The following is an 18,423-nucleotide window of genomic DNA, read 5'->3' as shown; positions in this document are numbered from 1 at the left end:
TATATCTGATTAAGAATTGATACAATTTCTGATATTTAAAAAATTGAAGTGTAAAAGTCTATATTTTTTTTAAAGATAATTTCTGGTAAAAACTTACTAATAACTTTTTCCCTTGCTCTTATTTCTATTCCCCTATTATTCTGTCTGTTATTCAAAACCTTAACAACAACATCTGAAATACTTTTAACTATTAATGGTTCACAAAGAAACCCATTAACACCATCATCTATAGTTTCTGGTCCTGGGCCATATTTTGTAAATATCACTAATTTTTCCATAGACATTGCTTCAGGAGCAACTAATCCTTGAACTTCCATATGAGAAGGAAAAACGCAAATTTCACCAAATTCATAAACTTTAGGTAATTCACTATAAGGAACTGGTTTTCTAAATGTAATTTTACTTTTAATTTCATCAGACAGTTGATCTAATAACCAATCTTTATATAACTTACCATCGGAAAAGAACCAATCTCTTCCATAAATATATAGATGAATTTCTGGAAATACTTTAGCTATTTCTGGAATTGCTAAACATAATTGTCTAATTCCTTTTTTTTCACAAATTGTACCTGCAAAAACAATACTTCCTTTTATAATCTTATTTTTATCTGCAGGGTAAAACTGGTCTATTAATATAGGGTTATTTATAGTAATATTTTTCTTTTTAGAAAAATCAATAAATTTAGAAGTTTGAATTTTAACAAAATCTGAAGTTGCAATTACAGCATCTGCTTTTTTAAAAGTTATTCTTTCTAATAAAGCTTTTTTCCAATTCAATTTTTTATTTTCAAAAATGTGAAAAAAATAATGCCCACCATGCATTCTAACAATTTTCTTTATTCCTTTTGGAGTATCAACAAAAGCAAAACCAGCTTCTTGTGCTTCTAAAATATCTATTTTATTTGTTATATTTATTTTGTTAACTAATTTACTAATTGACTTTGAGTTAACATACCAAGAAAACCCTTTAATATTTGATCTTTTTGCATAATAAATAGATACCTTATTGATCTTTGTAATTATTTCATCTCCCTCCTTTACACCAACAATAGAAACCTTGTGACCGTTTTTAATTAACAGTTCTGAGTAGGTCAATAAAAACGTACCAGCTCCTCCAAAAGAAATATTTGGTAAGGGAAATTCATTAGAAATAAAACAAATGTGCATAATTATTACTTTCTTAAAATTGCTTTACAAAGTTCTTCTGTATTATTTTGTAAAGGATGAGAAACAATCCTTTTTAACCACAGTTTTCGTTCTTTCCCCATTTCTTCAGGTTTATCTAAAGTCTCTACTATTTTCTTTATAATTTCATCTTTATTATTTATCCAACCAACAGCATCTAAATTTTTCAGGCTTTTAAAATGCTGAAAATTAAAAACATCTTCAACTTTAAATAATGAGTTGTTTACAGGGTTATAATTCAAATATAAACATGGTTTATCTAAAACGGCAAAATCATGTGCCATTGTGCTGCCTAAATTAATAACTAAATCAGAATATTTCACGGTATTGACAAGTAAAATAATATCATTATATTTGGGGAAAATAGTAGTAAAAGAGTCATCATTTTCTTTATCAGTTTTCCAATCTGGATCAATAGAATAGATTAAGCCTTTATATTTCTTTAAAACATTATCAAACCTACTAGATTTATCTACTGGGCATCTTCTAAAGAGAATCTGTGGTCGTTTTTCATCATCAATTTTACTTACTTCTTCACAAATATCCTCTAAATAATTTGCTTCGTATGGTGATGATGAATCATTACCAGAGTAACAAATAGTTTTTCTATTAATATCTAAGCCATATGTTTTAAAGAATAATTCTTTTTCTAAATATAACTCTTTGTTAAAGTAAAACTCAAATTGAGGAGTACCAGTTATTTTTATTTGTTTAGATGCAATTTCTGGGTATAACAATGATAATTCTTCCTTCATTAAATGAGACCAAACATAATAATAATCGTAACGAGAAATTAATCTTGCTTTAGGTACATTATCCCAAGAAAAAATAACAGTACCTGTTTTGATCTTTAATTTCTTAGCAGCAGAAATTACTTGTGATGCTATTGTAGCTCTTTGATGAAGATTTAAAACAAAATCTGGAGAAAGTGTTTTTAATTTATTTAAATTAATTTTTGTTGCTTCACTTTTTGAAATTTCTTTTTCATAAAAGAAATCTGCTTTATTAATTAAAAAAGAAGACTTAGAAAACACAAAGCCTAATATTTCTGCTAAAGAATAAAGAGTACTCTTTTTAATGCCTTTTTTACTTGGATTCCAAAATTTTAAAATCGAATAATTTTTTAAAGTTTTTCTATTTCGTAAAAGTCTTCCATATGCTAAACTTTCTCTTAATAATCTTGCTTTTCCATTTTCAACAAAATTAGATAAAACCTCAAAGTTTTTAAGTTGTGGTTTTATCCTTTTTATCTCTTCTATAGCTGATTTAGATAATTTATTATAAATGATAATCTCATGGTTATTTTCTATCAAATAATCTATAAAATTAGAATACAAGTAGTTCCTAACACCAACACCATCTGGAACAATTATTACAATTTTCATCTTAAATTATTTTAAATCTTCTAATGTATCTATATCTATACTACTCTCTTTATTCATTTCAAAATGAATTGTTTTCGCTGTTAACAAAGAGAAATTCTTTTTAAACTCATCTACTTCTATAATATAAATAGCTCCATTTGCTTTATACGTTTTAGGTAATGACTGCCTAGGATAAAAAGGGTAATCATTATTTATTATCCCTTCTAAAAATCCATTTTTATCAATTTTAAAAGATTTAAAAGGATGATGTTCTAGATTACAAACACTAATTAATGAATTTGCTTCTGAATTAAATAATAATTTAAAAGCATTATCTATATGTTCTACTGTTCTTAGCGGAGAAGTTGGTTGTAAAAGAATAATATGACTATATTTTGAAGCATCTAGACTTTCTATAATGTGTTTTAAAACAGGTTCTGTTCTAGAACTATCTTCTGCTAACTCTTTTGGCCTTTTTAAAGTGATTATATCTTTATTTTTACTTGCTAAATCTAATATTTCATCATTATCTGAAGAAACCACAACTTCTGTTATATATTTAGATTTTAAAGCAGCATCTATAGACCATTGCATTAATGGTTTACCTTTATAATCTATTATATTTTTTTTCTTAATCCCTTTAGAGCCTCCTCTTGCAGGTATAATTGCTAGAACATTCATATTATAAGTCTTGAAACTGTTTTTGGCAATTAACTTTCCAAATCAATTCTGATTTTAACAAATGTAAGAAAAGTTCATTACTATTCCCCTCTCCAAATTCTGTTATGTTAATATCTTGTTCTACTACTTTTATATTATTAATAGCTAACAAAATTTTATCAAAATTATAATTTATATTTATAATAGAACTTGCTTGCCCTCTATTGTTTTGTCTTGTTCCGATATCTATTGTTGGTACTTTATAATAAGGTGCTTCTCTAACTCCTGCACTAGAGTTACCTATTATAAACTTGGTTTCTTTTAAAAGTCTTAAAAAATATTCGAATCTTAAAGATGGATATATTTTAAATTTAGAATTATTTTCTAACCTTTTATATTCATCAAGAATTTCTTCTGTTCCTAAATCATTATTCGGAAATATTACGACATAATTTTCATTTGATTTTAATAACGCATCTACAAATTCCTTCGAATTTTCTTTTATATTTTTATAATCAGTTGTTACAGGGTGAAACATTACAATTGCATATTCTTCAAAAGAAATTTCGTAATATTCTTTCACCTTTTCTAGGCTAGGTAAATTAGAAGGGTTCATTAAATCTAAATCAGGCGAACCTATAACATAAATAGAACTTTCTAATTCCCCCATTTGTATTAATCTCTTTTTAGCTTCGTTATTAGAAACTAAATGTAAGTGAGATAATTTACTTACAGAATGGCGTATTAATTCGTCAATTGTACCAGAAACCTCGCCTCCTTCAATGTGGGAAACCAATATATTATTTAAACTTCCAACAATTGCACCTGCTAATGCTTCTACTCTATCTCCATGAATTACAATTAAATCTGGTTTTTGAATTGCAATATATTCTGAAAATCCAGTTATTGTTTTTGCTAAAGTTCTATCCATAAACTCAGCACCTGCATGATTTTTAAAAGTATGAATATTTTTAAATCCACTTTTATAAATCTCATTTACAGTAGAACCATATTTTTCATCTAAATGCATTCCTGTTGCAAATATTTGAACATCAAAATTTGAATTCTCTTGTGTAATTTTTATTAAGGACTTTAATTTCCCAAAATCAGCACGAGTTCCAGTAAGGAATACTATTTTTTTTTGATTACTCAATATTTGACCAATTTAAATGGGTGTCTTTTTCAATATTGTCTACTGCTTTTTTCCCTAAAACATCATTATAACTTTCAGCTAAAATATCACCCGTTCCTGGTCTTTTAACCCAAATATTTTCTTTAGTGAAAGTTTCACCCTTTTTAATTGAATTAATAGTTACAACAGTTGCAAATGCAAAATCTATAGTAACCTGTTCTTCTTTAGCAGGTTCTTTCGTTCCACCCCTCATTTTCCAAATTAAATTACTTCCAGTAATTAATTCTTTACAATCATTTTCATCCATAGAACAAACAATATCTGGCCCTGTCCTTTCTTTATAATCTGTAAAATGACGTTCTAAAATTGATGCTCCTAAAGCAACAGCACCAAGACAAGCATGATTAGTTAATGTGTGATCAGATAAACCAAAAACATTTTTGGGAAATGCTTCAGATAATTCTTGCATTGCTCCAAAACGTACTAAGTGAACTGGTGTTGGGTATAGATTTGTTGTATGTAATAATGCTAAAGGAACATTTGCTTTTTCAAATATTTCAACAGCTTTAGCTACACTTTTAATTGTATTCATACCAGTACTCATAATAACTGGTTTACCAAAAGAAGCAATATGTTCTAATAAAGGATAATTATTACACTCTCCTGAACCAATTTTATATGCAGCAACATTCATTTTTTCTAATCTTTCTGATGCTGCTCTTGAAAATGGTGTAGAAATAAAAATCATTCCTTTGCTTTCTACATATTCTTTTAATTCAATTTCATCGTCTTCATTTAAAGCACAACGTTTCATTATTTCATATATTGAAATATCTGCATTACCAGGAATCACTTTTTTTGCGGCTCCACTCATCTCATCATCTACAATATGTGTTTGATGTTTTACACATTCTGCACCTGCTCTATAAGCTGCATCAACCATTTCTTTGGCTACTTTTAGAGAGCCTTCGTGATTAATTCCTATTTCTGCAATTACAAACGGAGGATAATCAATTCCTACTTTTCTTCCTTCTATTTCAATAAAATTGCTCAATGTTTATCTTTTTTATTAAATTAATTTAATATCATTAGGGTTCATTTTTAAATGAAAAACCCTTAACCAAATTTCTAATATTAAAATACTATATAAAATCTTACCAATTCTAAAATTAGGGTTTATTTTATAATAATTTAATAATTTTTCAACTGAATTTGGTTTTAAAAGCCCCAAGTCTGAAGAAACACCTTCTTTTATAAGAGAAAGTAAAATATCTCCCCAGCTATTTTCTAAATAATTATAATAAGGTATAGAAAAGCCTTTCTTTGGCAAGTTAAAAAACTCTTTCGACAAATAATCAGTTCCAATAGATTTTAGAATTTCTTTATCAATATTATTTGGACATAACTGATTTAGTGATAACTTTGATGTAAATTCTATTAATCTATGATCTAAAAAAGGAGCTCTCGACTCAATAGAATTATGCATACTAGAACTATCTATTTTAAACAAAAAATCATCAACTAGTTTAGACTTTATACCAACATAAAAAAGAGAATCTTCTTTATTAGTAATATAATTTAAAGATTCTTTATAATATTTTTTTGAAGATGATATTAGGTTAAAATCTTGATTTAATATTTCTTTTTCTAAAGTTTTAGAAAGTGATGTATTATTATAATATGATTCCAATCCTCCCCATTTAAATATTCTTTTAGTATTTAATTTAGAATAGAAATGGTTTTGTATTGGATTGTCCGCTTTCTTAATAAGGTTGTTTACTATAGAAGAGGTAATAGAATTACCTTTAAATGTATTTTCTTTATATTGTAAAGGAACTTTGTACCCTCCAAAAACTTCATCACCTCCGTCTCCACTAAGCATTACTTTAAACTCTTTTTTAGCTTCTTTTGTAATTGCTGTACTTGGTATTAAAGAAGCATCACTAAGTGGTTCAATATTTTTTAAAATATAAGGTAATTCATTAACACAATCTCTGTTTAATTTTATGATTTTATGATTTATTTTTAGTGTATTTGCTACATAAGCTGCCGATTTGGATTCATCGTTTTTAACATCATCTGGGGTAGATATTGTTAAAGCTGTTATATCATTTTTTTGTTTGCTAGCTATTGATGCAATAATAGAGGAATCTACTCCTCCACTTAAAAAAACACCTACTGATACATCTGCTTCTAATTGCTCACTAACAGCACTTTTTAATATTTTTTGTACTTTATTTTTTGTTGTTTTAAAATCAAAATTAATTTTTTCTTTATAATCTAATTGCCAATATTTTTTTATAACAGTCTTATCCTTCGTAATTAATAAATAACTTCCTGGGTGAATTTTTTTAATCCCTTTATAAATACATGTATCAACATCAATATATTGCTGATTTAGTAATTGATAAACTGCAACTTTATCTATTTCTAGTTTTTCTTTTGATAGTTGAACAATACCATTTAAATTAGAAGCAAAACAAAAAAAGTTTTGAGCTTTATTAATAAAATAAAATGGTTTTTCACCAAAACGATCTCTAGCTGCAAATATTTTTTTTTCCTTTTTATCCCAAATAACAAAGGCAAACATACCTCTTAGTTTTTTTAAAACTTCAATACCATATAAAATAAAACCGTTTAATAGAACTTCCGTATCTGATGTACTTTTAAAATTGACTCCAAGAGAAATTAATTCATTCCTTAAAATCTTATAATTATAAATTTCACCATTAAAAACGATTGAATACCTTTTATCTTCCGAAAACAGGGGCTGGTTTGCTCTTGGATTCAAATCTAAAATAGCTAATCGATTATGTCCTAAAATTGAAAAATCATCAATAGAAGTTTGTGAAAAGTCTGGACCTCTATAATCCATTTCTTTTAAAGATTTTTTTACACAATCAATATCAGATTGATGAATACCTTCCCAGTTTATAATACCATTTATCGCACACATACAATTACTCTTTTAATCTCATTTGCCATTTATTAAAAACTTGCGAAAATTTTTCAGCCCATTCATTAAAATTAAGTATTTGATTACCTGAATTTTCATTTTGCCAACTATTTTCAACATTCTGAGCAGCAATTTTCATTGCATTCACCCAATTTTCTACAATATTTGGTTCATCAATTAATATACCATCTTTATTCTTAAAAAAATCTTCTACACCTCCATTATTCGCCGCAATTGAAAAGCATCCTGAACAAATTGCTTGTGATAAACTTAACCCAAAACCTTCTTTCCATAATGTTGGAAACAAATAAACATGCGCACATTTATAGTATTTATCTACTAAACTACTTTCTATTTGACCTACAAAAATAACATTATCTATAACCAATTCTCTTTTTGCTCCAACTATTAATAAAACATTATTATCACCTTTATTCGCCCATGATTTCCATGCATTTAACACTAAAGACAATCCTTTCTTTTTTCTATCATGTGAAAGCCATAAGAAAACTGTTTTACCTTTTAGATTGTATTTTTCTAAAACCTCATCTTCATAAATATCTTTTTTAACTGGATAAAAAACATCTTTATTTATTGGGTTATTTATAACTGAAATTTCTGGTGTAAATTCTTTATAAATTTTCTTATTATATAAATATGCTGATTTTGTCAAAAAAACAACTTCATCTATATTTTTACAAAACTCTTCATGTTCTTTTTGTCCTAAAAAATAAGAATAACCACAATTATAAAATAATAATGTTACTCGATTTTTCAATAATTTATCATCAATAAAGTTACTTATTGCATTTAATAATTTAACATTATCAACAACACAAATTATTATCTGATTGTATTCTTTTAATATTTTTTCAATCTTTAAAATAAAGTCTGAATATCTTTTATTAGGAAAGAATTTATTTACTATTCTTGAGTTTCTATTCTTAGAATAATAAAATTTTGACGAGGATTTTATATCATTATTTTTTGGCTCACTACACACAACATAATTTATATTATTTTTTGAACTTTTTAAAAAATATTCTAAACGTTGTGTCCAAGAACCATTTTTAAAATTTGGTAAACTTTGTTCTGATATAATTACGTTTGCAATTTTCATTTTTATAGTTTAAAAGAATAAAAAAGTGAATAATAATTGTTTATTGAATTCTAAAATATATTTAAACTTCTTTTGAATTTATTTAATAATCTGAATTCATCCCTAATTTTTTAAAGTACATTTTTCTGAATAGATTTTTACTTATTAAGCGAGAAATTATTTTACCAATAAAAAGTTGAAAAGAGCTATTTGGTTTAGGTAAGTTTATTTTACTGATACCTTTTGGCAAATTAGTATCGGTTTCTTTTAAAACTTTAAACTCATCAAACATCCATTCTTCTGTGTTATTCCCCATATGAAATGCGTAATTATCTTTAGTTGCTAGTCTTAAAAACCCTAAAGATTCATTTGGCACATCTATAAATTTAGTTTCTACACCATTACTAACTTTAATAAATGCTGGTTCGCTTGTACCTTTATCAAAAATTTCTCTTCTTAAAGTGGCAACAAAATGACCACAACCCATTACTGCTTCCGTATCTCTTTTTTTATTTTTTAAAATTAAAAAATTATTTAAATGTATTGGCTCGTACATTTTTGTATCATTACCAAGACTCGCATCAAACCTTTCTAAGGCTAATTTATCAGATACGGGCTCAAAAAACAATTTGCCTTTTGATAAAGCATAAGCCCAATTATTAGCTGTTAAATTATTATAGGCGAGCGGTGAAGGAACTGGACTTACCATACCTGCTTCTGGAAAACCAGAATAAACATCTTCTACAGCTTTCTGCCAACCACTCTTAAATAACACATCTGCATCAGTAATAGTAATTAGAGGCTCTAAATTTCCTTGTGATGAAGCCAAAATTGCATTCACCTTACCAAGATTTTCTTTTGAATGAAAAACTTGATCTAAGATATTCGATTCTAAATATTTCGAATCTATATATTCTTTGACTAATGGATGAGAGTTATTATTGAAAATTGTAATTCTAGTTTCATTATGAACTGTTTTTAACAAAGAGTCTAAACATAATTTAAAAACTTCTAATAATTCAGAAAAATAACCCTCAAAATTAGGAATATATACGGGAATTATAACTCGATGATATGCATTAATATCAATATCTTTATTTATTTTCTCTGGATTACTTCCTATTCTCATAATGATTAATTAATTTTAAAACCCCCTCGTTTAAAGACATTAAGTCTCTTTGAAGAATAGATTTCATTATTTTAATATCAGGACATCTTCTCAACATATCTCCTTCTTTCAAAGCTGGTAAATGAATAATTTTTGATTTACTTTTTGTAATTTCTATTATGCTTTTTGCTAATTCTAAAACTGTAATTTCTATATCATTACCTATATTAATAACTTCATTATCAAGTAATGAATTATTATGAATTTTAAGGATAGTATCAATATTATCATCTATATAACAAAAAGTTCTTGTTTGTAAACCATCTCCAAATATTGAAATATCTTCATTATTAAGTGCTAAATTTAAAAATTTAGGTATAACAAAATCTTCACTTTGATTTGGTCCATAAGTATTAAAAAACCTAAAAATTGAATAATCTAAACCAAATTCTTGCTGATAAGTTTTTAAATAAGATTCACCAAGATTTTTAACAATAGCATATGGTAATTTAGAATTTAATGGTGTTGTATGTTCGTTTTGAGGAATCTCAAAAGGTTCTCCATACACTTCAGAAGAAGAAGAGAAATATACTTTAGTAACATTTGTATTTTTACATAAATTTAAGATGTTTTCAAAACCTTTTATGTCCTCTAAAACTAATAGAGGATTTTCCAAAGTTCTTTTTACACCAACCACAGCTGCAAAATGAAAAACATAATTAAAATTATATCTATGAAATACAGCTGATATATCGTTATATTCATTAACATTTCCTTTTATAAAGATAACGTTACTCAATTGTGGTATTTTATGTCTTCTACCTGTTAAAAGGTTATCAAAGACAATAATAGTATTTGAAGCATCTTTTGCTAACTTATTCACTAAAGAGCTACCAACATTTCCTGCTCCACCTGTTACTAAAATATTTGCCATTGTAACTTTTAATTTAAATCAAAAATAATCTTTTTTAACTTGCTAATTGAGAAAAAGTATATGTCAAAGAAAGAAAGTTTTATTGCACTATCTGGAAAAAATAAATTATATCTATTTACTGCAGAAACCAACAATCTAGATGCAATTTTTTGTAACAAAAAAGGATTTTTAATTCCCATTTTCTTAAAATTGAAATACATTTTTTTTTCTATTCCAATATACATTTTTTTTTGAAGAGAAAGTCTTCCAAAACCATCATATTCTCTATAAAAGGCTAGAGGTTCATCTATATATAAAACTTTATGACGAAAAAACATTCTTTGATAAAAGTCTATATCTTCTCCTACTTTAATTGTTTCGTCAAAATGTAAATCTTTCTTAAACACCTTCTTTCTAATAAGAGGTGTTGGCGATTTTACAACCCAAACAGATAATGCATTCCAAAAAACATAACCAGATCTTTTGTGAACTTTATTACTAGCTGCACCAATAAACAAACCTTTTTCAATTCCTTGCGCATTTACAACTGAAGCACTTGAGTGAATACAGTCAATATTTTTAAACTTTTTTAATAACTCAATTTGTTTATGTAATTTATCTTCTCTCCAATAATCATCATCGTCAAGAAAAGCTATAAAATCCCCTTTAGAGTTATGAATTCCGAAATTTCTAGCAGAAGACAATCCTCCATTATTTTTATAAAAATAGGTGCAATTATTATACTTATTACAAATTGCTTCTGCGTAATTATTTAATGAACCATCATCAATAACTAATATTTCATAATTTTTATAGGTTTGATGAAGAACACTTAAAATTGCTTCTTCTAAATATTCTTTTCTGTTATAAGTAGTAATAATAACGCTTACAAGGTTCGGCTTCTTAATCAATCTTAATATTTTAAGGTATTCATTTTAAAAGTATAAAAAATGTTTTTAATTATTAATTATTTTTCAATTTTAATACTTTTTTTTTAAACTTACGTATAAATACTTTTAAAAAATGTATATAAGACTTATATGATTTCGCAATAGGTCTTTTTTTACTTTCGATTAATATAGAAAATATATTAAGCACTTTTTTTCTTTCATTTTCAAAACCATTACTATCCATATCGAAAATGGGTTGACTCAGAATACCAATAGCGATATCGGGGTTGTTCTCAATTTCTACCAATCTTGCATAAAGTTTCTCAACACTGCCATAATCATTATAATTAATAAACCTTTTAGGATTAAAATCTTTATCTATTAATTTATTTCCCCAATAAATTGGAATAGAATCAGTAAAAATTGGTTCTAAAATTTTTTCTGTAGTATAGCCATCAAAAGATGAATTTTCAAAAGCTAAAACAAATTTATAGGAATTAATAAATTCTGTTTTACACGCAACCCTACCTCCAACATTATTAAACACTTTACCCCCTGAATCTACAGTCCTATATTTAGACAATTCTTTAAAAAAATCTAATCTAAATTTAGCATTGGGGTTGGAAACAACCATACAAACAAATTTGTTCTTTTTCTCCCAAATTCTCCTTAACTCATCTTTTTTTTTTAAAAATTTTAATTTATCATACATTCTGTCCTGCTCAATATAAAGAGAATAAAGAGGTAACCTAAAATGTCTTTTGTTATTTGAAAAATCAAAAGAAAAAGCAAAATCACAGCCGGTTAAATCAGGTCTAATATTCTCTCCTGTATAATAAACCCTTTTACAATTATATTTAAGGTATTCATTACCAAAGCAAGAATAAATAATCAATTCAGGTGAATCACTTATTACTACATCATATTTAGTTTTGAGTAACCGATAAAAGTAATTTTCTTTTTTATTAAAACCATCCCAAAAATCAGTAAAATTTATTGCTATTTTCTTCATTAAATTAAATTTACTTGATATATAGTTAGCTCTTTTTTAAAAACAATTCCCTATAACTATTTTTAAATACATCAATTCCAAAGTTTTCTTTTGCATAATTATATGTATTCAATGATAAATCATTATAATTTTGATGAGATTCCAATGAATAAATAATTCTTAAAAAGTCTTTTATTATTATTTCTTGGTCAACATTGTCATCAATTAAATAGCCATTTTCCTCACTTATAATATGCTCACTAATACCACCTACATTTGTACAAACAGGTACTACCCCAAAACTCATTGCTTCCATTAAAACCATTGGAAAACCTTCTCTATTTGAAGTGATAAAGATATAGTGAAACTCTTTATATAGTTTTATTAGCTCTTCTTTATTTGTTATTTCACCTAAACTTTCTGTACTATGCTCTTTAATCGTTTTTCTATGACTATTAACATTTGTACCAATAAAATAAAATTTAAACTTTGATGTTTTCAATGCTGTTCTTTTAGCAATTCTTAGAAACAACTCAGGTCTTTTTTCATTTGACCATCTACCTACGAAACAAATTTTTATTGTATTATTTTTTTTAATTGAAAAATCATTTTGCTTAAAAGAAACACCATTTTGAATTATTTTTATTCTATTAAAATATCTTTCTAAATTATTATCTTCATAGAGAGATTTAAAATCATTAAGTGTTCTTTCATTAATAACAATTCTATTAGTAAGAAACGAAGCATAAGGTAAACTACTAGTTTCAATACCTTTACCCGACAAAGAGAAAGAGTGTGTTAAATCAATTTTTTTTAAACCTTTTTTAATTTTTGGAGTTATTGTATAAAAAAAAGAACTGTAACTAGCAAATAAAGTATGTGTATTTTTACTATTATTGATAGTTTTAATTAGTAAAAACCTAAATATACTCTTTGTAATTCTGCTCCTCTTTAATAACTCATAAACATCGTAGTAATTACTATTCCTAATAAATTCATTTTTATTATTATCTGAATTAGATTTTGCCTCAAAAAATATATATGTGTTACTTGTTTTAAAACTATTAACAATATCTAAATGTACTCTTTCTGCACCTCCTGTATGATAAGATGGAAAAAAAAAAATAATTTCTGCTGCTTTAATTTTTTTTAGCTCATAAAAAAAAGGAATTATCGCGATTATCGATTTAATTTTTATTGGTAATATTTTAAACCATTTTACAGATAATACTTTCATTTTTTTTATTATTTAATAAATAAATTCACTAACCTAAACACCCCTAAGCCTTTAATCTTATGAACATATTTCAATAAATTATTCACTAATTTTAACTTTATTTTTTTGTTCTTTTGTATAATTTTTTTTGTGAATAAGTAATCAATTATTTCATTATTCTTTTCCTTAAATATGAGAAAATTTGGGATAACATAAGTATTAAATATAGAAACATATGCTTTAAAAATAGATTTCTTTAACTTTCTTTTTCTATACAAGTTAGATTCTTTATTTAATAAGTTACTTTCATATTCGAGTAACTTAAAAAAACTATCAACAACTTTGACAGAATAAGAAATGTCTTTGTGTTTTTTAAAATAATCATTATTATTTCTATAAAAACAATCTACATTATTAAAAACTAAATAATTATTAGAATTAAATAAAATTTTTGATGCTAATAATAAGTCTTCAAAAATACTTAACCCTTCTTCAAAACCTCCAATTTTTTTAATAATATTTTTTTTATAAATAGGTGATGTTACTTGCCAAGAGCTTCTTAGCTCAATAAAATTAAAAAAATAATCTTCATTAACCCTTTCTTGTAAAATTTCACTTTCTAAAATTGGTATTTCATTAAAAAATGTATTCATTTTAAAGACTATAAAGTCTAAATTTAAATATTTATTAAAAGTATTCAATCTATCTTGTATACAGAAATTGGCTAATATATCATCTGAATCTAAGAACATAATATATTCTCCTTTTGATTTTTCAATTCCAATATTTCTACACGATGATGGACCTTTTAATCTATTCGGTGGTCTTTTATAAAACTTAAATCTAACATCAATATTAATGTACTTATCAAGTATCGTTTCTATAGAATCGTTTGAGCCATCATCAACTAAAATACATTCCCAGTCTTTACTTGTCTGAGAAATTATAGATTTAAGTGTTTCCTCGATAATATGAGCTCTATTAAAAACTGGAATAATTATTGAAACCATAATTTTTAAACTTTATTAAGTTAAATTTCTTTAATATTTAACAAAAGACCAAATCTATTTAGAAGTTTTATAATTCTTGATCTTTTAAGGTTAAATAATAATTTTTCTAAAGAATCTAATCTTAAATAATCTTTAAATTCTGATTCTATAACCTTATTTCTTTCAAAATTAACTAAAGAAACATCCATAGAACTGATACCATTTGTATAAAAATTTGATAATGTTTTATTTATTTTCCTTCTAGAAACATTAAATTTAACTACTAGAATAAAAAAAAATTTCCAATCAGAAACAATTTTTAAACTTTCATCATATACACCAAATTTATGAAAAAGAGATCTTTTAATTAATGTAGTAGGATGGCCTATAGTGCCAGCTAAAAATGTTTTATAACTTAAATAATCCGGGTAACTATATATATTTGTTGATGTTTCAAAAACTTGACATATATTAAAGTAAATTAAATCTTCAGTATGGATATCATTATAATTTTCTTGTAAGACATTATTAGAATACAACTCATCTCCACTATTTAAAAACAATAAATATTCACCATTTGCAACTTCAATACCTTTATTCATAGCATTATAAATCCCAGAATCTTTTTCACTGACCCAATAATCAATATTATTATTTTTAGATTCAATATAATCTGCACTACCATCAATAGATCCTCCATCAATTATAACATATTCAAAATCTTTATAAGTTTGATTAGCTACACTAGTAATTGTTCTTTTTAAACCTTCAAGATTATTGTAATTTATAGTAATTATAGATATTTTTTTCTTCATATTTAAATATCTATTTTTGATTTGTTATAAATACTTTGAAATAGTTTTAAATATTGCTCTGATTGTATTTTTTGACTATATTTTTTTAAAGCATTTTCTCTAATTTTTCCCGAATTATAGCTACCACATGTACATAAAAACAATGTTAAAGTTTCTACTAAAGACAAAACACTTATATCTTTTGTTAATAAACCATTAACACCATCTTCAATCATATCTTTTATTCCACCAACAGGAAAACCAACTACTGGCGTTCCACACATAATAGATTCTAACACCGTATTTGGTAAATTATCCATTAAAGAAGGTATTACAAAAACATCTGCAGCAGAATAAGCAATACTCATTAATCGTTCATCATATATAAAACCTAACTCCAAAATATTATCATAATTATGTTTTAAATTATTCTTTTTACCAATGGCACATAAAAAAACATCATCTGTTTTTAGTTCTTCAAAAGCTTTTTCTAAAAATGCAAAACCTTTTCTATTATTGCTTAAAGAATCCGAAACAAATAAAATAACTTTTTTATTTTGAGGTATATTCAAAATTTCTCTAGAAAACACTTTTTCTCTCTGCTTAAAAACATCAGTGTTTATGCCATTTGGAATTAAATGTATTGGATAATCTTTAAATAGTATATTTTTCTTTACTTCATTTTTCATCCAATTACATAAAACAACAATATGCAAGTTTGACACATTTTTTAAAGCATTTTTTTTGAAAATTATATTTTTTGAAAATATTTTTTTTTCACTTTCAGAAATTACTCTTTTTATAGGTTTACCTTTCTTGTTTATTCCTAAAAATTCTTCCGTAAAATGTTCTCCACCTGAAAATGGATTCATATCGTGTAAAGTCCAAATTACTGGCTTGGTATTCTTTTTAAAAAAAGTTTCATAATCTAAAAATTCAGCTATCCAATGTAAATTAATTATGTCTGCTTCTTTATATAACTCAGATTCCGTTATATCAAAACTTGAATTTGGAAAACTAAACATTTCTAAATTCGAATGTCTATCAACTATTGCGGATTGTTTCTTTACAGGTTTTGGTTTTATGATCTTTAATTCTTTTAAAATTCTATAAATTTTTAATTTTATCCTTTGAATTTTTGTATTTTTTGCAGGTAATTTTTTAAATTGTACTGAATTAGATATGTTCTTTTGTTTTACTTTAAATAATATAGTAGAGTCAATCTCTTTTTCTATAAGACCTTCATGTAACCTTATACATGCTTTTGCAGCCCCACCAACATCGTAAGAATTAACTATTAAAACTTTCATTATAATTTAGAATATACAACCATTATTGAGTGACCCTTAATTTTATTTTTAAATTTTGTAATTAATTTTAAATAAAGATTATCCATTTTTAATTTCTTAAATAAATATCGAGAATATTTATTTTTAAAGATTCTTTCTCTTTTTGTAGAATCTATATACCAATTTAAATGATAATCCTGCAAAGGTTCATATAAAACTTCATCAACTTTTAACCCAAAAATAGAAGATATTTTTGACAATGATTTTTTATTCCATAACCCCATATGATGAGGAGGACAATTTAATAAACCCCCATTAGTCAATTTTATAAAAGAATCATTGTTTGGTACACAAATAATTAGTTTCCCTCCAGTCTTTAAACAATCTACTTGAGCTTTTATAAAGGTGTAAACATCTGAAATATGCTCTAAAACTTGATAAGAACACACTAGATCATATTTACCTTTATTAGCATTAGCATGATCTTGAACTGTTTGATTCAAAACTTCCAATCCTATTTCCTGACCTTTTCTTACACTTTCTTCATTCAATTCAAGACCTGTAATATCAAAACCTTTATTTTTCAATTTCTCAATAAAACCTAGGCCACCACTACCAACTTCAAGAATTTTTTCATTTCCATCTAAATTCTTTAACGTCATTTCATTTTCCCATTTCCAAGGCATATAGTACCAATCAAATTTTTGTAATTTCTTGTAAAAATTACTATCACCTGATATATTAAAAGGATAATAAAACATATATCCCGTCTGTTGACATTTAAAAACATACAGTTTTTCAATTTCTTCAAAAAAATCAGAAACATCAATTTCTAAACTTTCAAAGTAATCAATTTTTAATTTATCAACATTGATAGTTTCTATTAATAAAGACTCTTTACTTGTTAATGGTGATAAAACTTTCATAGTTTATTATATATTACTTTTATTATTTTTTTCAATCTTAAAAAAATATTTTTTTTATTTCCATTTTTATTAAACTCTTCAACTAACCTTTTTGCTTTTATATTTTCTATTTTTTTTTTTGGTTTTTTAAAGTCTATGTTATTTAAGTATTCATTTGTATATCTGTCAGAAACCTCACAATGAACTCCTGAATTATCAAAACCTATATTATTAACAAATGATTTAGCGGGATGTAGACATAAACCTTTTTTTAAAAATACAGATGCATGCCATTTTATTGCCCAAGTTTTCATTTCCCCTCTTATATTGGCCTCTAAATGAGATAAAAAAGGATAGGAGTTATTCATATTAAACTCTAAAACCCTGTTAGAATCAAGTATTTGATTATATAAACCAACACTGTCCCCATTATAATTAACCCAAGCACTTTTCCAAGTAGCCCAACCCCAACAAGAAGCCTGGTTATAAAAAAAGAAATTAGGTAATCTTCCTTTTACTTTTGAAAAATAACCTGAAATATGCATTACATTTTCTTCTCTTTCATATATATTAAGAGCATCATTCATATAACTCAAAAAGCCCATTGATGTTACAATATCATCCTCTAAAACAATTATTTTACCATAGTTATTAACGACTTCAGTAACACCTTTAACTATACTATCTGCAAGCCCTAAATTATTTTCTTGTTCAATTATATAAACTTCCTTACACCACTTATTTTTTCTGACAACTTCTTTAACTTCTATTATTTTATTTAATTCTTCCTTTAAAGCATTTGGTTTTGGCCCATCACAATATATATAGAGAATACTATTATCTGCTAATTTATTCTGCATTAAAGCTTCTAAAGTTTGCTCAGTATGCCAAGGTCTGTTATAAACAAATAATACAATGGGTGCTAACATA

17 protein-coding genes are annotated in these 18,423 nt (G+C 25.5%); all 17 read right to left on the bottom strand.

Annotated elements, in window-relative coordinates; translation table 11 throughout:
• Positions 1–35: 35 nt before the first annotated feature.
• Entirely contained in the window at positions 36–1,169 is a 1,134-nt protein-coding gene (locus tag BTO07_RS01045) for a glycosyltransferase family 4 protein (RefSeq protein ID WP_087519457.1), read from the bottom strand.
• A 5-nt stretch (positions 1,170–1,174) separates the two neighbouring features.
• A complete protein-coding gene (locus tag BTO07_RS01040; RefSeq protein WP_087519456.1) occupies positions 1,175–2,572 on the bottom strand; it encodes a hypothetical protein in 1,398 nt (465 codons plus the stop codon).
• Between the two features lie 6 nt (positions 2,573–2,578).
• Positions 2,579–3,232 carry an acylneuraminate cytidylyltransferase family protein gene (locus BTO07_RS01035; RefSeq protein ID WP_087519455.1) on the bottom strand — a complete coding sequence of 218 codons (654 nt, stop codon included), beginning with the start codon at positions 3,230–3,232 and terminating at the stop codon, positions 2,579–2,581.
• 1 nt (position 3,233) lies between these two features.
• Positions 3,234–4,364 carry a UDP-N-acetylglucosamine 2-epimerase gene (neuC, locus tag BTO07_RS01030; RefSeq protein WP_087519454.1) on the bottom strand — a complete coding sequence of 377 codons (1,131 nt, stop codon included), beginning with the start codon at positions 4,362–4,364 and terminating at the stop codon, positions 3,234–3,236.
• On the bottom strand, positions 4,357–5,397 hold the full coding sequence (neuB, locus tag BTO07_RS01025; protein WP_087519453.1) for an N-acetylneuraminate synthase: 1,041 nt from the start codon (positions 5,395–5,397) through the stop codon (positions 4,357–4,359). Before neuB ends, neuC begins: the two co-directional genes overlap by 8 nt.
• A gap of 15 nt (positions 5,398–5,412) precedes the next feature.
• On the bottom strand, positions 5,413–7,299 hold the full coding sequence (gene asnB / locus BTO07_RS01020; protein WP_087519452.1) for an asparagine synthase (glutamine-hydrolyzing): 1,887 nt from the start codon (positions 7,297–7,299) through the stop codon (positions 5,413–5,415).
• A 4-nt stretch (positions 7,300–7,303) separates the two neighbouring features.
• Positions 7,304–8,419 (bottom strand): glycosyltransferase family 4 protein, encoded by a 1,116-nt coding sequence (locus BTO07_RS01015; protein WP_087519451.1) that lies wholly within the window; start codon positions 8,417–8,419, stop codon positions 7,304–7,306.
• A gap of 82 nt (positions 8,420–8,501) precedes the next feature.
• Complete coding sequence (locus tag BTO07_RS01010; RefSeq protein ID WP_087519450.1) at positions 8,502–9,527, bottom strand: glycosyltransferase family 2 protein; 1,026 nt, start codon at positions 9,525–9,527, stop codon at positions 8,502–8,504.
• On the bottom strand, positions 9,511–10,440 hold the full coding sequence (locus tag BTO07_RS01005; protein ID WP_087519449.1) for an NAD-dependent epimerase/dehydratase family protein: 930 nt from the start codon (positions 10,438–10,440) through the stop codon (positions 9,511–9,513). The genes BTO07_RS01010 and BTO07_RS01005 overlap by 17 nt, the downstream gene beginning before the upstream one ends.
• Before the next feature lie 8 nt (positions 10,441–10,448).
• Complete coding sequence (locus tag BTO07_RS01000) at positions 10,449–11,330, bottom strand: glycosyltransferase family 2 protein (RefSeq protein ID WP_157663250.1); 882 nt, start codon at positions 11,328–11,330, stop codon at positions 10,449–10,451.
• Between the two features lie 52 nt (positions 11,331–11,382).
• Positions 11,383–12,321 carry a glycosyltransferase family 10 domain-containing protein gene (locus BTO07_RS00995; protein WP_087519447.1) on the bottom strand — a complete coding sequence of 313 codons (939 nt, stop codon included), beginning with the start codon at positions 12,319–12,321 and terminating at the stop codon, positions 11,383–11,385.
• 25 nt (positions 12,322–12,346) lie between these two features.
• A complete protein-coding gene (locus tag BTO07_RS00990) occupies positions 12,347–13,537 on the bottom strand; it encodes a glycosyltransferase family 4 protein (RefSeq protein WP_087519446.1) in 1,191 nt (396 codons plus the stop codon).
• A gap of 8 nt (positions 13,538–13,545) precedes the next feature.
• The gene (locus tag BTO07_RS00985; protein WP_087519445.1) at positions 13,546–14,526 is read right to left on the bottom strand and encodes a glycosyltransferase family 2 protein; all 981 of its coding nucleotides are present in this window, start codon (positions 14,524–14,526) and stop codon (positions 13,546–13,548) included.
• Positions 14,527–14,546: 20 nt separating this feature from the next.
• Positions 14,547–15,320 (bottom strand): glycosyltransferase family 2 protein, encoded by a 774-nt coding sequence (locus BTO07_RS00980; protein ID WP_087519444.1) that lies wholly within the window; start codon positions 15,318–15,320, stop codon positions 14,547–14,549.
• A gap of 2 nt (positions 15,321–15,322) precedes the next feature.
• Positions 15,323–16,609, bottom strand: a complete 1,287-nt coding sequence (locus BTO07_RS00975; RefSeq protein ID WP_087519443.1) for a glycosyltransferase — start codon at positions 16,607–16,609, stop codon at positions 15,323–15,325.
• A complete protein-coding gene (locus BTO07_RS00970; RefSeq protein ID WP_087519442.1) occupies positions 16,609–17,514 on the bottom strand; it encodes a class I SAM-dependent methyltransferase in 906 nt (301 codons plus the stop codon). Before BTO07_RS00970 ends, BTO07_RS00975 begins: the two co-directional genes overlap by 1 nt.
• Positions 17,511–18,422 carry a hypothetical protein gene (locus BTO07_RS00965; protein WP_087519441.1) on the bottom strand — a complete coding sequence of 304 codons (912 nt, stop codon included), beginning with the start codon at positions 18,420–18,422 and terminating at the stop codon, positions 17,511–17,513. The genes BTO07_RS00970 and BTO07_RS00965 overlap by 4 nt, the downstream gene beginning before the upstream one ends.
• Position 18,423: the final 1 nt, after the last annotated feature.

It is taken from the genome of Polaribacter sp. SA4-12, assembly GCF_002163675.1.
Classification (GTDB): domain Bacteria; phylum Bacteroidota; class Bacteroidia; order Flavobacteriales; family Flavobacteriaceae; genus Polaribacter.
This window is presented reverse-complemented; position numbering and strand designations above follow the sequence as displayed.

What these genes read in the sequence shown, in the direction of transcription:
- BTO07_RS01045 (WP_087519457.1), bottom strand. Translation starts at nt 1,169, where the DNA reads ATGCACATTTGTTTTATTTCTAATGAATTTCCCTTACCAAATATTTCT.
- BTO07_RS01040 (WP_087519456.1), bottom strand. Translation starts at nt 2,572, where the DNA reads ATGAAAATTGTAATAATTGTTCCAGATGGTGTTGGTGTTAGGAACTAC.
- BTO07_RS01035 (WP_087519455.1), bottom strand. Translation starts at nt 3,232, where the DNA reads ATGAATGTTCTAGCAATTATACCTGCAAGAGGAGGCTCTAAAGGGATT.
- asnB (WP_087519452.1), bottom strand. Translation starts at nt 7,299, where the DNA reads ATGTGTGCGATAAATGGTATTATAAACTGGGAAGGTATTCATCAATCT.
- BTO07_RS01015 (WP_087519451.1), bottom strand. Translation starts at nt 8,419, where the DNA reads ATGAAAATTGCAAACGTAATTATATCAGAACAAAGTTTACCAAATTTT.
- BTO07_RS01010 (WP_087519450.1), bottom strand. Translation starts at nt 9,527, where the DNA reads ATGAGAATAGGAAGTAATCCAGAGAAAATAAATAAAGATATTGATATT.
- BTO07_RS01005 (WP_087519449.1), bottom strand. Translation starts at nt 10,440, where the DNA reads ATGGCAAATATTTTAGTAACAGGTGGAGCAGGAAATGTTGGTAGCTCT.
- BTO07_RS00995 (WP_087519447.1), bottom strand. Translation starts at nt 12,321, where the DNA reads ATGAAGAAAATAGCAATAAATTTTACTGATTTTTGGGATGGTTTTAAT.
- BTO07_RS00990 (WP_087519446.1), bottom strand. Translation starts at nt 13,537, where the DNA reads ATGAAAGTATTATCTGTAAAATGGTTTAAAATATTACCAATAAAAATT.
- BTO07_RS00985 (WP_087519445.1), bottom strand. Translation starts at nt 14,526, where the DNA reads ATGGTTTCAATAATTATTCCAGTTTTTAATAGAGCTCATATTATCGAG.
- BTO07_RS00980 (WP_087519444.1), bottom strand. Translation starts at nt 15,320, where the DNA reads ATGAAGAAAAAAATATCTATAATTACTATAAATTACAATAATCTTGAA.
- BTO07_RS00975 (WP_087519443.1), bottom strand. Translation starts at nt 16,609, where the DNA reads ATGAAAGTTTTAATAGTTAATTCTTACGATGTTGGTGGGGCTGCAAAA.
- BTO07_RS00970 (WP_087519442.1), bottom strand. Translation starts at nt 17,514, where the DNA reads ATGAAAGTTTTATCACCATTAACAAGTAAAGAGTCTTTATTAATAGAA.
- BTO07_RS00965 (WP_087519441.1), bottom strand. Translation starts at nt 18,422, where the DNA reads ATGTTAGCACCCATTGTATTATTTGTTTATAACAGACCTTGGCATACT.